We start from the raw sequence: 14439 nt of genomic DNA on the forward strand, positions 1-14439 counted from the left end.
GCCGCCGCCCCGAGGGAGGTGGGAACGGCGACGCGACGCAGGCCGGCAGCGGTCGACGCGCCGCGAACCGCGGCGCGGGGAGTGACCGGTCCGCTCAGTCGGTGGTGACGTTGACGGCTTCGATGACGTGCATGTCCGGATAGCCGATGTCGGCGGTCGCGACCGGGTCGGCGATGTTGCACGAGGCCGAGCTGATGAAGCTCGGGTGCGTCTCGGGCGACGTGGTCGAGCCGATGTAGAAAACCGTGTTGTCGACGGCACCGTCGTCGGTGGAGACCTCGACGACGAGGTCGCTGCTGCGCGGGTCGGCGATCGTGCCGGTGACCGGCACGTTGACCGAGGTCATCACCGCGTTCGCAGGCGTCGTGACCACGGCCTGGCCGATCTGCGCGAGCTGGCCGACGTCGATCGTGTCGACGGTGACCGAATGCGGGATCGTGTACAGCGTGACGGTCATGTTCGGTGCTCCGGTGGTCTGTTCGATCGACACGTCGACGCTGCCGACATGGGTGGTGCTGGTGATCGCGTACTCGCTGAAGTAGTAGCGGCGCCAGTACTGGTTCTCCGTCGTCGTGCCGGTGTCGTTGTGGCCGCAGGCGACCGAGTTCTGCGCGACCGGCGTGCTGTCGGTGGTCTGCGCCAGCGTGGCCGGTCCGGTCGCGCCGCCTTCGAAGCCGTCGGCGAAGATCGCGTCGGGGATATCGGTCGTGCACGTCACGGCCACGTCTTCGACGTTCGCGCCGGCGACGGTGCCGCTGCCGTTCGCGACGGTGCAGGTCTGCGCGGGATTGCCCGGTTGCGCGGACACCGTGACCGCGTAGGCGGCGCCGTCGTGGATCGGCGTCGCGAACGTGAAGCTGCCGTCGGCGGTGATCGGGAGCGAATCGCCGCCGCTTTGCTGCAGCACGAGGCCGTTGCCTTCGAGGCCGCTGACGGTGCCGCCGATCGTGTAGGTCGGCGGCGGCGTGCCGCCGCGCTGGAAGAAGTACGCCGAGCCCGGCATCGAGCTGTCCGGTGCGCGCCACAGCCACGAACCGACCAGCGCGGTATCGCCGTCGAGCGTCACCGGCAGGCCGAACTGGTAGCTCGGCGCGCCGTCGCTCGCGACGAACCGCTGCGTCTCGACGAACGTGCCCGAGCTGCCGTCGAATTCGTAAACGGCGCCTTGCGCGGTCGCTGCGCTCCAGCCGTCCGCACCGATCAGCGCGGTCGTGCCTTGCAGTGCGACCGAGTGGCCGAACTTGTCCTGGATCGCGCCGTCGCTCGCACCGAGCTGCTGCGTCTGCGTCCACGTGCCGTTCGACTCGGTGAAGATGTAGGCCGAGCCCTTCATGTCGATGCCGCCGGGTTGCGCACCCCACGCGCCGATCAGCAAGGTCGAACCCGACAGCGCCGTCGCGTAGCCGAAGTAGGCATTCGGCGCGCCGTCGGCGGCGACGAGCTTCTGCGTCTCGGCCCATGTGCCGCCGCTCTCGCCGTACACGTACACCGCGCCCTGGTAGCCGTTGTTCGCGTACGCGCCGATCATCGCGCGGGTGCCGTCGAACGCGATCGAGTAGCCGTAGATGTCGCCGATGCCGCCGTCGCTCGCGGTGAGCTTCTGCGTGTTGGTCCAGGTGCCGGACGAACCGTCGTAGACGTACGCCGCGCCCTGGAAGCCGTTCGTCCCGACCGTCGCGCCGTCGGCGCCGATCATCGCCTTGGTGCCGCTCAACGCGAGCGAATAGCCGAAGTTGTCGAACGCCTGGCCGTCCACGGCGGTGATCTTCTGCGTCTGCATCCACGTGCCGTTCACGCGCGTGAACACGTAGACCGCACCCTGCGAGAAGTTGTCGTTGACCATCGCGCCGTAGGCGCCGATCAACGCGGTGTCGCCTTCGAACACGATCGAGTGGCCGAACGTGTCGAACGCCTGGCCGTCGTCGGAGACGAGCTTCTGAGTCCGCGTCCAGACGCCGTTCGACCGCTCGAACACGTACACCGCGCCTTGGCCGTCGTTGCCATTGATCCTGGCCTGCTGCGCGCCGACCATCGCGACGTCGCCGTGCAGCGCGACCGCGTAGCCGAACTCCGGATCGAACGCCGGATCGGCCTCGGTGACTTCCTGCACCTGCACCCAGGCGTCGGCACCGAGTGTGTCGTTCACGGCCGCGCGCAAGCCGGCGGGAACGGAGGAACGGGAGAACGCGGTTTTCCCCGAAGGGGTCGCGTGCAGCGGGATCGCGCACGCGAGCAGCGCCATGCAGACCACGGACCCGATCGTCCGCGAGGCGCGCGGACGCGAAGCGAAAGCAAAGCCATTCATACTCGATCTTTCCCTCATGGTTGCGCGGCCACGCGAGGGGCGAAGCGCCGCTGGCGATCCCCGAACCTCGTCGCGGGCAGCACGGTCGGCACCGATGCTGCGGTGAAGTGGAGCGTCCTGCCGTCCCGGATGGTGCAGTGCCCTAAGATCCGCCCGGGCGCCCTCTGCACCGTCGCGCACGCCACCGTCCCGGCGGCGTGGTCTCCGGCCGTCGGAGACACCACACCATCGCGCAACGGCGGCGTCGGTTCCCGCATCGGCAGTGAAAATGGACGCAGAAAGGGAGTAGCGCGGATGTAGATGGCGCTGATTTCCCTGGATTTCATCCGCGGACGCCGCGTCGCGGCGCCGGATCGACGCCGGGCTAGCGCACCGGGGCGGTCAGCGACCGCTCGCCCGCGAGTTCGCGCGCGCGCCGCAACGCGCGCTGCGCGGCGTCCGGATTGTGCATGGCGTCATACACGTGCGCTTCGATGAGGGCGCTGCGCAGGTCGCGTTCGGACCAAGGCGCGACGCGCCCGGCGAGGGCCGAGGCTTCGTCGATCCTGCCGGCGTCGACGAGCGCCTGGGCGTACGGACTCGCGGTGGCGAGGATGTCCTCGGGAATGCCCGAGCGTTCGGCGCGCGCCAGCGCATCGGCGAAGGCCGCGAGCGCCGCGTCGCTGCGTTGCTCGCCCCGCGCCTGCTGGGCTTCGAGCAGGCGCAGGTAGAGGGTGCGACGGTCGTTCGGCGACTTGGCGACCCAGTCCTTCAGGCGCGACGATTCGGCGGCCGCGCCGGCGACGTCGCCGGTGGCCTGCAAGGCGCGGATACGCGTGAACCAGGCGCCGAAATAGTCCTGGTCGTTCGCGCTCTCGAGCGCGGGCGTGAGCGCCGCGCGGCTGCTGCGTCCGGCTTCGGCGTAGTCTGCGCGCACGAACGCGATGTCGGCGAGCGCGGCGTCGGCTTCGCTGCGGACGGCCGCGTCGGCGGCGGGGTCGCTGTCCTTGCGGATGCGTTGCAGCAGCACGACCGCTTCGTCGAGACGACCGACGCCGGCGAGCGAGACCGCCCGGCTCAACGTGTTCCACCAGCGCTCGCGCGCGTTGGGCGCCTGCGTGCCCTCGCGCACGAGCCGCTCGGTGGCGGCGAGCGCCTTGTCGTGTTCCAGCAGCATCGCGTACGCCTCCGCGAGCGAGCGCAGCGCGGAATCGCGCGCCTCGCGCACGGCCAGCATTTCGAACCGCTCGGCGGTCTGCTCGAACAGCGGCACCGCGACGAGCGGCTGCCCGCGATACATCGCGATCGCGCCGAGGTTGAGGTCGACCCGCGCCATTCCGTACGCATCGTTGCTCATCTCGTGCAGCAGGCGCGCCTGGCCCATTTCGGCGGTCGCGGCATCGAGGCGCCCGGCCAGCACGTCGACGCCGCCGCGACCCGTGTACGCGGCCGCCTTCGCCTTCGGATCATTGACGAAGCGCAGGAGTTCGAGCGCCTTGTCGAAGCGGGCGCCGGCGTCGGCGAATTTCTGCTCGCGGAAATCGATCACCGCCAACTGGTTGATCACGAGTGCGCGCATGTGCGGGTCGCGCTCCGCCGACACCTGTTCGAGCAAGGCTTCGCAGCGCGCGCGACTCGCCTGATAGTCGCCCTTGTAGAAGTCCACGTAGGAGAGGGCGAGGCCGATCTCGGGACGGGCCAGCTGCTCGGGCGTCGCGTGCTCGGCGATCGTGCGCGCGACATCGAGCTGGCCGGCGAGGCCGGCGGCGGCGATGCGCTGCGCCAGTTCCTCCACGCCTTGCGGCGCGCCGGGCCGCATCGGCGGCGTGTGGCCGAGCCGGACCAGCAACGTGTCGGCCGCGCGGCGTGCTGCGACGAGCACGTCCGCGTCCTGCGCCTCCGCGACGCGTTTCATCGCGCCCGGTCCGTTCGCGCTGAGCTGGATGTTCCACACACCCCCCGCTTGCGCGACCTGCGGCTTGACCAGCAGGGTGGTGACCTTCGCGAACGACGGATCGACTTCGAGCGTGTCGGCGTCGAGCCGCTTGGCGTTGATGAGGCCGACCGTCGTCTCGCTCGGCGTCGTCGTCAAGCCGCCGTCCCGCAGCTGGTTCGCGATGAGGTCCATGAGGCCGAACCGCAGCCACGCCCATTCACCCGCGGCATCGACACCCGCGGGCAGGACCATCACGGCCACGGGCCCTGCCGTGGATGAATCGGGCGGCACGGCGGGCCGATCGGTGGTGGTGCGGGTGGAGAACCACCACGCTGCCGATGCGGCGATCGCGAGGACGAACATCGATACGCCCGCCATCCACGCAATGCGCGTGTTGCGCGTGGCGGATGGAGCCGGAGCCGGAGCGGCCGCGGTGTGGTGCGAGTCGATCGCAGGTGGGGGTTCGGACGACTGCTCGCGGGTCGGTTCGAACGCCCATCGGTAGCCGAGGCGCGGCGTCGTCCGGATGCACGACGCATCGCCGACGACGCGACGCAGGCGCATGATCGCCTGCGTCAGCGACGCCTCGCTCACATCCATGCGCCCCCACACCGCCGAGGCGAGCTCGTCGCGTCCGACCGAACGGTTGCGGTGCTGGACGAGATAGATGAGGCAGTCGACCGTGCTGACGGGGAGGTTCTCGACGACGCTTCCCCGGCGCAGCTCGCGCGTGAGCGGGTCGAGCAGGAAGTCGCCGAAGGCATAGACAACGTGGGTCATCCGCCTAGCTTACCCGGCACCCTTCGGCAACGGGGCCGCCGGGCCGCGGCGTGGGAATTCCGGCGGGCGTTCGTGGTCAGCGGTATCGATCTCCTCGAGCATCCCCGCCGATGAATAAGCCTGCAACGCATACGCCCAACGTGGATGCCTTGGTCGAAGCCAGGCGGATCGCGATCGTCGCCGCGCTGAGCACATTCGTCGTGTCGGTGGCGTTCCTGTCGGGCTTTCGCACGCCTGCGGCCCTGCTCGCGGCCATCGGATTCGCCGCCGTCCTCGAGCGGTTGCATCGCCTGTTCCATCGTTTCCGCAGGCAGGGCCGTCGGGCGGCGCTGTTCCGCGTCGTGGTCGTCGGCGTTCTCGCGGCGGGCGCCGTCGGCGCAGTGCTTCTTGCCGCGGTGCCGATGCATTCGCACAGGTCATGACGGCTCGCCTGGCGAGCACTAGACTGCAGGCATCTCCGCGGCCCGGCGCGACACTTCATGAATCGCATTGCACGCCTCAGCTTCGGAGTTTCCGTGGCCTTCGCGCTCGGTGGCGATCTTTGGCTCGCGTCGCTGCGTTGTCCATCGAGCCCTCCGGTAGACGGTTCCCGCTTGGGGTTGGCCCTTGCCCTGCAGGTCGTACTCGTCGCCGCCGGCCTGTTCGTCGCGCGCCTCCGGCCAAGCCAAGGGCGCTCGTTCCAGTGGCAGTTCGCCGGCGTCGCGTTCATGGCGGCGTTGGGGACGCTGGTGCTGGTTCGCCAGCCGCTCCTGCTCAGCGATACCACTTACGACAAGTTCTATCGCTCGGGTAGTTATGCCTGCCCGGGCTTCCCAAGCCTGTTTCTCCCCGGGCTGTTTCAGTGAGGATCAGTGGCTCGCTGCTTCGCGCGACCCGCACGACACCCTACCGCGCGTCCGCCGCGTCGCGCCAGTATCAAGGTGAGCAGCGCCGCATCACCATCGGTCATCCCAATTCATGTTCGCTTATCTGTTTTTCTCAACGATCGTAGCAGCGGCCGGCGTCATGCTGGTCGCGGGTGCGCATCGTCGCTGGGCGTGGCTCGTCGATCCCCCGACCGCCCTGTGGTTCTGCTATTCGCAGTCCTTCCTCAAGGCCATCGGTGGCACGGAGTTCTGCCGATCGGCCACCTTCGCGATGGGATATCTACTTTTCGCTGCCGCGCTGTTCGTCGTTGGCGTCATCGTGTTCGTCCCCTTGCCTGCGCACTGACCGACGCGAGCGCGCGAGGGGCGCTGCAGCCTGATCATTCGCTGCGTTAAGCTGCACCGGACGAGGGCACGGGCGGCATGGCGCGAATCCTGACCATCGAAGACGACGCGGTCACCGCGCGCGAAATCGCCGCGGAACTGCAGGCGGCGGGGAACGACGTCGATTGCGTCGGCGACGGCCGCACGGGGTTCGAGCGCGCGCTCGCGGGCGGCTACGACGCGATCACGCTGGATCGCATGCTGCCGGGCATGGACGGGCTCGAGCTCGTGTCGGAGCTGCGTCGCGCGGGCGTCGACACGCCGGTGCTGATGATCAGCGCGCTCAGCGACGTCGACGCGCGCGTGCGCGGCCTGCGCGCGGGCGGCGACGACTACCTGACCAAGCCGTTCGCGCCGGAAGAGATGGCCGCGCGCATCGAGGTACTGCTGCGCCGGGGTGCGGGCGTGCGCGAGACGAGCCTGCGCGTCGGCGACCTCGAGCTCGACCTCATCGCGCGCGATGCGCGCCGCGGCGGCGTCGCGCTCGACCTGCTGCCGCTCGAATTCCGCCTGCTCGAATACCTCATGCGCCATGCGGGGCAGGTGCTCACGCGTACGATGATCTTCGAGGCCGTGTGGGGCTACCACTTCGACCCGGGCACGAACGTCATCGACGTGCACATCGGGCGCTTGCGCCGCAAGGTCGATGCTCCAGGTTTCGAGCCGCTGATCCATACCGTGCGCGGCTGCGGCTACGCGATGCGCGCGCCATGAGTGCCGGCGAGGCGGCGGCGCGGCAGGACGGGCTCAGTGGCCGCTGGCGTTCGAGCACGAAGCGCCTGATCCTCGTCTACGGTGCGTTCTTCGTCGCCTGGACGGTCGTGCTGATCGGCGCGATCCGCTGGCAGACCGCGAACTACCTCGACGGCATCGTCGACAGCATCCTCGAACAACGCCTGCGATACCTGTCGTCGGTCGAACGCGCGCACCTGCCCGCGCTGCTCGCGGCGACGACCCAGCTCGACCTGCGCGGCCTCATGGCGTCCGGCCTGTTCGACGCGCAAGGGCACTACATCGCCGGCGACGTCGACCACCTGCCGGACGGACTCGCGATCGACGGTGTCGTGCACCCGCTGCCCGAAGGCGTGCAGCGCATCAGCGGCGAGCGCGCGGGACGCATGCACGCGGTCGCGCTGCGCCTCGGCGACGGCAGCGTGATGCTGCTCGCGCGCGACTACCGCGTCGTCGACCAGGTCGGCGCGATCATCCGCAGCGGCCTGCTGTGGGCGCTGTCGCTCACGCTCGTGCCCGGCCTGCTCGGCGGCTACCTGCTCAGCCGCGGGCCGCTGCGCCGCGTGCGCGACATCGAGACGGCGATCCAGCCGGTCATGCGCGGCGACCTCGGCGCGCGCCTGCCGGTGTCGGAGCGCCGCGACGAACTGGACATGCTCGCGGCGATCGTCAATCGCATGCTCGAACAGATCGAGCGCCTGCTCGGCGAGGTCAAGGGGGTGTCCGACAGCATCGCGCACGACCTGCGCACGCCGCTGACGCGCCTGCGCACGCAGCTGCACCGCGTGCAGCAGCTCGGCGGCGACGGCGATCCGCGCAACCAGCTCGTCGAGCGCTGCATCGTCGAGGCGGATGCATTGCTCGACCGCTTCCGCGCGTTGCTGCGCATCTCCGAGCTCGAGGACATCGGCCGCCGCGCGGGCTTCGGCACGGTCGACGTCGGCGAGACGCTGCGGCGCGTGCACGAGCTGTACGCGCCCCTCGCGGAAGAGAAGGAGATCGCGTTCGCGCTCGAGGCGGACGCGGTGCCGGCGCTGCGCGCGGACGGCCACCTGCTGTTCGAGGCGATCGGCAACCTCGTCGACAACGCGATCAAGTTCGCGCCACGCAGCGGCCACGTCGTGCTGCGCGCGGCGAGCGAAGGCGGCCGCGTCGTGATCGACGTCGTCGACGACGGTCGCGGCATTCCGGTGGACGAACGCGACGCGGTGTTGCACCGGTTCTATCGCAGCGCCGCGTCCGGCGCCGGAGATGCAGTGGGCCACGGGCTCGGCCTGCCGCTGGTCGCGGCGATCGCGCGCCTGCACGGCTACGAATTCTCGATCGGCGACAACCCGCCGCGCGGCACGCGCATGCGCCTATGGTGCTGACGACCTCGTAGGCCGGACGACCGCAGGTCGGCCGGCGCCGTCGAGCCAACGGTCCGCCCGTAACAGCGCGGCCTCTTGTGGGAGCGGCGGAAGCCGCGATGCTCCTGCGTCAAAGGCATCGCGGCTCCCGCCGCTCCCACAGGTAGCGATCGCGCACGGGGTGCGCTCCTGCCTTGATCCCTTGCGAGACGGCAACATGAAGATTTCTTCATGCGCGCCGGGGTTGGGAACGCGCGGGCGGCACCGATAATGTGCGGCTGCAGCACCAATGGCCTGACCATGATCGGTATCGTCCGCATTGCGCTTTCGCGCCCGTACACGTTCGTCGTACTCGCGCTGCTGATCCTCATTACCGGCGTGCTCGCCGGCCTGCGCACGCCGGTCGACATCTTCCCGGACATCCGCATCCCGGTCATCGGCGTCGCCTGGCAATACACCGGCCTGTCGCCGGACGAGATGTCGGGCCGCATCGTCACGCCGTACCAGCGCGTGCTGACGACGACCGTCAACGACATCGAGCACATCGAAGCCAACTCGTACAACGGCTTCGGCATCGTCAAGATCTACTTCCAGCCGAACGTCGACATCCGCACCGCGAACGCGCAGGTGACCGCGGTATCGCAGACCGTGATCAAGCAGATGCCGGCGGGCACGACGCCGCCGCTGATCCTCAACTACAGCGCGGCGACGGTGCCGATCATCCAGCTCGCGCTGTCCGGCCAGGGCTTGACCGAGCAGAACCTCGCCGACCTCGGCATGAACACGATCCGCACGCGCCTCGTCACGGTGCCGGGCGCCGCGATCCCGTATCCGTTCGGCGGCAAGACGCGCCAGGTGCAGATCGACCTCGACCCGGCCGCGCTGCAGGCGCGCGGGCTGTCCGGCCAGGACGTCGCCAACGCGCTCGCCGCGCAGAACCTCATCACGCCGGTCGGCACGCAGAAGATCGGCGACTTCGAATACAACGTGCTGCTCAACAACGCGCCGAAGGACATCGACGCGCTCAACGACCTGCCGATCAAGGCGGTCAACGGCACGACCGTGTACATGCGCGACGTCGCGCACGCCCACGACGGCAATCCGCCGCAGACCAACATCGTGCACGTGAACGGCGGCCGCTCCGTACTCATGTCGGTGCTGAAGAGCGGCGCGATCTCGACCCTCTCGATCATCTCCGGCATCAAGCAGAAGGTCGCGGAGCTCGCGCCGAGCCTGCCCGAGGGCCTCAAGATCGCCCCGGTCGGCGACCAGTCGCTGTTCGTCAGCGCGGCGATCAGTGGCGTCGCCAAGGAAGGCGTGATCGCGGCGGTGCTGACCAGCCTCATGATCCTGCTGTTCCTCGGCAGCTGGCGCTCGACCGTGATCATCGCGATCTCGATCCCGCTGTCGGTGCTCGGCGCGATCGCCATGCTCGCGGCCGCCGGCGAGACGCTCAACATCATGACCCTCGGCGGCCTCGCGCTCGCGGTCGGCATCCTCGTCGACGACGCGACCGTGACGATCGAGAACATCAACTGGCACCTCGAGCATGGCAAGGACGTCGAAACGGCGATCCTCGACGGCGCCGACCAGATCGTCACGCCCGCGTTCGTCTCGCTGCTGTGCATCTGCATCGTGTTCGTGCCGATGTTCTTCCTCGAGGGCGTCGCGCGCTTCCTGTTCGTGCCGATGGCCGAAGCGGTGATGTTCGCGATGACGTGCTCGTTCATCCTCTCGCGCACGCTCGTGCCGACCATGGCGAAGTACATGCTCAAGCCGCACGCGTCGCACACCGACGGCGCCGACGCGGCGCCGCCGCCGTCGCCGTCGCGCAATCCCCTCGTGCGCTTCCAGCGCGCGTTCGAGGCGCGCTTCGAGCGCGTGCGCGCGGGCTACCATGGCGTGCTCGAACTCGCGCTCGGCCATCGCCGTGCGTTCGTGCTCGGCTTCATGGCGTTCGTGCTCGCGTCGTTCGCGTTGCTGCCGTTCCTCGGTCGCAACTTCTTTCCGGCGGTCGACGGCGGGCAGATCCTCATGCACGTGCGCACCCAGGTCGGCACCCGCGTGGAGGAGACCGCCAACACGTTCGGCCGCATCGAGCAGGCCGTGCGCAGCATCATCCCGCCGGACGAGCTCGCGGCGATGGCCGACAACATCGGCATGCCGATCAGCAGCATCAACATGACCTACAACAACACCGGCCTGATCGGTTCGCAGGACGGCGACATCCAGATCGCGCTCAAGGAAGGCCACGCGCCGACCGAGGAGTACGTCCGGCGCATGCGCGAGGAACTGCCGCGCCGTTTCCCGGGCGCGACGTTCTCGTTCCTGCCGGCCGACATCGTCAGCCAGATCCTCAACTTCGGCGCGCCGGCGCCGATCGACCTGCAGATCCGCGGCCCGCGCGTCGCCGAGAACTTCGCCTACGCGCAGAAGCTGCTCGCACAGGTGCGCCACGTGCCCGGCGTCGTCGACGCGCGCATCCAGCAGTCGCTCGCGAGCCCCGGCTTCAAGGTCGACGTCGACCGCAGCCGCGCGCAGTACGCGGGCGTGACCGAGCGCGACGTCACCAACAGCATGGTCGTCAACCTCGCCGGTTCCAGCCAGGTCGCGCCGACGTTCTGGCTCAACCCGCAGAACGGCGTGTCCTACTCGATCGTGATGCAGACGCCGCAGTACGCGGTCGATTCGCTCGCCGACCTGCGCAACCTGCCGGTGACGCCGTCGTCGGGCGGCTCGCCGCAGGTGCTCGGCGGCATCGCCGACATCGACCGCACGACCTCGAGCGCGGTCGTTTCGCAGTACGACATCCAGTCGATGGTGCAGGTCTACGCGACTACCCAGGGGCGCGACCTCGGCGCGGTCGCCGCGGACCTGCAGAAGATCATCGACGCGACCAAGGCCGACCTGCCGAAGGCCGCGAGCGTGTCGATGCTCGGCCAGGTGAAGACGATGAACAGCGCGTTCTCCGGCCTGTCGTTCGGCCTGCTCGGTGCGATCGTGCTGATCTACCTGCTCATCGTCGTCAACTTCCAGTCGTGGAGCGATCCGTTCGTGATCATCACGGCGCTGCCGGCCGCGCTCGCCGGCATCGTCTGGATGCTGTTCGCGACGCACACGACCCTGTCCGTGCCCGCATTGACCGGCGCGATCATGTGCATGGGCGTCGCGACCGCGAACAGCGTGCTGGTGATCAGTTTCGCGCGCGAGAAACTCGACGAGCTCGGCGACGCGACCGCCGCCGCGCTCGAGGCCGGCTTCGTGCGCTTCCGCCCCGTGCTGATGACCGCGCTCGCGATGGTCATCGGCATGGCGCCGATGGCGCTCGGCCTCGGCGAAGGCGGCGAGCAGAACGCGCCGCTCGGCCGCGCGGTGATCGGCGGCCTCGTGTTCGCGACGATCGCGACCCTGCTGTTCGTGCCGGTCGTCTTCAGCATCATCCATTCGCGCCACGGCAAGAAGGCCGCGACGCCCGTCATCGGAGCTCCCCATGTCGCCGTCTGAAACCCATAGCACGAAGCGCGGCCTGCGCATCGCCGGCGTCGTCGGCGCGGTCGTCGCGATCGCCATCGTCGCCACCGGCGTTCTCGCGCGCAGCCGCGGCGACACGAAGCTGCGCGAATGGACCGAAGCGCAGGCGATCCCGACCGTCGCGGTCGCGGCGCCGGCCGCGAGCGGCGACGGCGACGAGCTGAAGCTGCCGGGTCGGCTCGAGGCGTACGCGCGCGCGCCGCTGTACGCGCGCACGAGCGGTTACCTCAAGAGCTGGACCGCCGACATCGGCACGCCGGTCAAGGCCGGCCAGCTGCTCGCCGAGATCGAGACACCCGACCTCGACCAGCAGCTGCAGCAGGCGCGCGCCGACCTCGCCACCGCGCAGGCGAACGAGAAGCTCGCCGGCATCACCGCCGAGCGCTGGCAGAAGATCCTGCAGTCGAACGCAGTGTCGAAACAGGACGTCGACGAGAAGACCGGCGATCTCGCCGCCAAGCGCGCGCTGGTCGCCTCGGCGAAGGCGAACGTCGACCGCTACGTCGCGATGAAGGGCTTCACGCGCATCGTCGCGCCGTTCGACGGCATCGTCACCGCGCGCAACACCGACGTCGGCGCGCTCGTCAACGCGGGCAGCGCGGCGGGACAGGAGCTGTTCGTCGTCTCCGACACGCGCAAGCTGCGCGTCTACGTGAACGTGCCGCAGAACTCCGTGCCCGACGTGCCGTCCGGTACGAAGGCGACCCTGACCGTGCCGGAGCACGCGGACAAGAGCTACACCGCGACCGTCGAGGCGTCCGCGCAGTCGGTCAATGCGCAGTCCGGCACGACCCTCATGCAGCTCGCGGTCGACAACAGCGCCGGGGAACTGTTGCCGGGTGCCTACGCCAACGTGAGCCTCGCGCTGCCGCACGATGCGCTCGCGCTGAGCGTGCCCGCGAGCGCGCTGATCTTCGACGCGGCGGGCCTGCGCGTCGCCACCGTCGGCGCCGACAACCGCGTCGTGATGAAGCCGGTCACGATCGCGCGCGACTACGGCAAGACGATCCAGATCGGTTCCGGCCTCGACGCGAACGACCGCGTGATCCAGAACCCGCCCGACGGCGTCGTGGCGGGCAGCGAGGTGCGCATCGCCGGCAGCGCGGCGCCGGCAGCGCCGGCGGCGAAAGGGTAGTCGCGGATCACTCTGCCGTGTCGAGCCCGTCGCGGAACAGGCCGTCGCCGTCGCGCCAGGCGCCCGCGTAGAGCGCGAGGTCGCCGCTCGTGCCGTAGGCGCCGGCGAGCAGAAGGCGATCGTGTGCGAGCAGCACCGTCCCGAACGACAGGCCACCGATCGACTGCAGCAGGGTTTGTTTGCCGCCACCCGGGAACGTCGTGTCGAGCGCGCCGTTCGGCAGCAGGCGCGCGACATGCACCGCGGATGCTTCCGACGTCGCACGCGCGATCACGATCTTGCCGTCCGCACCGAGTGCCGCGTGCAGGTCCGGGAAGCCGAGGCCGTTTTCCTCGCCACCGAAATCGACGACGCGAATGCCCGCATCGCCGAATCCGGCATCGAGCGCGCCGGTCGATGTGAGCTTGAACGCGGTGACGCGGCCTTTCGCCGAGCTGCCGCCCGGAGTCGAACTGCTGTTGCCGATCGCGACGACGCCGCCGTCGCGCGTCGGCAGCAGGCGCTGCACGGTCGAGTTCTCGTCGACCGGTACGACGGTCGTACCGCCTTCGCCGAAGGTCGCATCGAGGTCGCCGTTGGCGAGGCGCCGCTGCACCGCCATCGTCAGCGTGTTCGTGTTCGCACTGCCGCCGAGCAGGATGCGGCCCTGTGCGTCGAACGCGAGCGCGAGCGGCGAATAGCAGCATGGAGTGGACAGCGTGAGCACGCCGCCGTCACCGAAGCCGGCGTCAGGCATGCCGTTGTCGGCGAGCCGGACGAGCTTGCTCGACGGCACCGTGCCGACCAGCGCCCAGGTCCGGGATTCGGCGTCGCTCGCGAGTGCGTAGACGAGGTTGTTGCCGCTGCCGTTGCCGAGCGCGAAGTGCACGCGGCCGCTGTCGCCGAACGCGGGATCGGGCGCGCCGTTCGCGAGCAGGCGCACGATGCCGGTGTCGTTGCCGCTGCCGATGCGCCCGGCGACGACGGTCTTGCCGCCCGGCGCCGTGGCGATCACTTCCGCATAAGCGGGATAGTCGGCCGCACCCTCGCTGAAATCGACTCGCGCGACGCCCGCGTCGCCGTAGCCGCCGTCGACCGCTCCGTCGGTGCTGAAGCGCGTGACGACGTAGTGCGTCGCGCGACTGCCGCTGCTCGCGCCTTCGGTCGACGCGACGAGCACGCCGCCGTCGGCATCGAGCGCGGCATCGGCGCTCACGACGTAGAACGGCGACGTGACGATGCGCGTGGCGAGGCCTCCGCCGGCGAAGCTGGCATCCGGGTCGCCATCGGCAGCAATCGCCGTGGCCGAGGCAAATAGAATGGAGGAGACGAACCATCGAAGCGACATGGAAACCTCACGGAGGCGGTGCATGTCGATTCATACGTTCGATCGCGAAGAAAGCTATCGCGCCCGCTGGCATGCAGGCGGCGTCGCGGGCCGGGTTCGTCGAAAGGGGCGACGC

10 protein-coding genes are annotated in these 14439 nt (G+C 69.5%); 7 read left to right on the forward strand and 3 right to left on the reverse strand.

Annotation, left to right across the window (positions count from 1 at the left end):
• Nucleotides 1-94: 94 nt before the first annotated feature.
• Nucleotides 95-2146, reverse strand: coding sequence for an FG-GAP repeat protein (locus FHW12_RS20480; RefSeq protein WP_182532922.1), 2052 nt, complete (start codon nucleotides 2144-2146; stop codon nucleotides 95-97).
• 523 nt (nucleotides 2147-2669) lie between these two features.
• Nucleotides 2670-5000 carry a winged helix-turn-helix domain-containing protein gene (locus FHW12_RS20485; protein WP_182532923.1) on the reverse strand — a complete coding sequence of 777 codons (2331 nt, stop codon included), beginning with the start codon at nucleotides 4998-5000 and terminating at the stop codon, nucleotides 2670-2672.
• A gap of 110 nt (nucleotides 5001-5110) precedes the next feature.
• Here FHW12_RS20485 and FHW12_RS20490 point away from each other — a divergent pair, with 110 nt between their 5' ends.
• The 7 genes from FHW12_RS20490 to FHW12_RS20520 all read left to right on the forward strand — a co-directional run bounded on the left by FHW12_RS20490 (nucleotide 5111) and on the right by FHW12_RS20520 (nucleotide 12997).
• The gene (locus FHW12_RS20490) at nucleotides 5111-5422 is read left to right on the forward strand and encodes a hypothetical protein (RefSeq protein WP_182532924.1); all 312 of its coding nucleotides are present in this window, start codon (nucleotides 5111-5113) and stop codon (nucleotides 5420-5422) included.
• Between the two features lie 93 nt (nucleotides 5423-5515).
• Entirely contained in the window at nucleotides 5516-5845 is a 330-nt protein-coding gene (locus FHW12_RS20495; RefSeq protein ID WP_182532925.1) for a hypothetical protein, read from the forward strand.
• Between the two features lie 112 nt (nucleotides 5846-5957).
• Nucleotides 5958-6212 carry a hypothetical protein gene (locus FHW12_RS20500; RefSeq protein ID WP_182532926.1) on the forward strand — a complete coding sequence of 85 codons (255 nt, stop codon included), beginning with the start codon at nucleotides 5958-5960 and terminating at the stop codon, nucleotides 6210-6212.
• Nucleotides 6213-6289: 77 nt separating this feature from the next.
• Nucleotides 6290-6964: a response regulator transcription factor gene (locus tag FHW12_RS20505; RefSeq protein ID WP_182532927.1), complete on the forward strand. Its 675-nt coding sequence runs from the start codon at nucleotides 6290-6292 to the stop codon at nucleotides 6962-6964.
• Entirely contained in the window at nucleotides 6961-8352 is a 1392-nt protein-coding gene (locus tag FHW12_RS20510; RefSeq protein ID WP_182532928.1) for a sensor histidine kinase, read from the forward strand. Before FHW12_RS20505 ends, FHW12_RS20510 begins: the two co-directional genes overlap by 4 nt.
• Before the next feature lie 279 nt (nucleotides 8353-8631).
• Nucleotides 8632-11835, forward strand: coding sequence for an efflux RND transporter permease subunit (locus FHW12_RS20515; protein WP_182532929.1), 3204 nt, complete (start codon nucleotides 8632-8634; stop codon nucleotides 11833-11835).
• A complete protein-coding gene (locus FHW12_RS20520; RefSeq protein WP_182532930.1) occupies nucleotides 11822-12997 on the forward strand; it encodes an efflux RND transporter periplasmic adaptor subunit in 1176 nt (391 codons plus the stop codon). Before FHW12_RS20515 ends, FHW12_RS20520 begins: the two co-directional genes overlap by 14 nt.
• A 7-nt stretch (nucleotides 12998-13004) precedes the next feature.
• Here the strand turns inward: FHW12_RS20520 and FHW12_RS20525 are convergent, their stop codons facing one another.
• Nucleotides 13005-14324, reverse strand: a complete 1320-nt coding sequence (locus FHW12_RS20525) for a delta-60 repeat domain-containing protein (RefSeq protein ID WP_182532931.1) — start codon at nucleotides 14322-14324, stop codon at nucleotides 13005-13007.
• Nucleotides 14325-14439 lie beyond the last annotated feature (115 nt).

Source organism: Dokdonella fugitiva (assembly GCF_014138265.1).
GTDB classification, from domain to species: domain Bacteria; phylum Pseudomonadota; class Gammaproteobacteria; order Xanthomonadales; family Rhodanobacteraceae; genus Dokdonella_A; species Dokdonella_A fugitiva_A.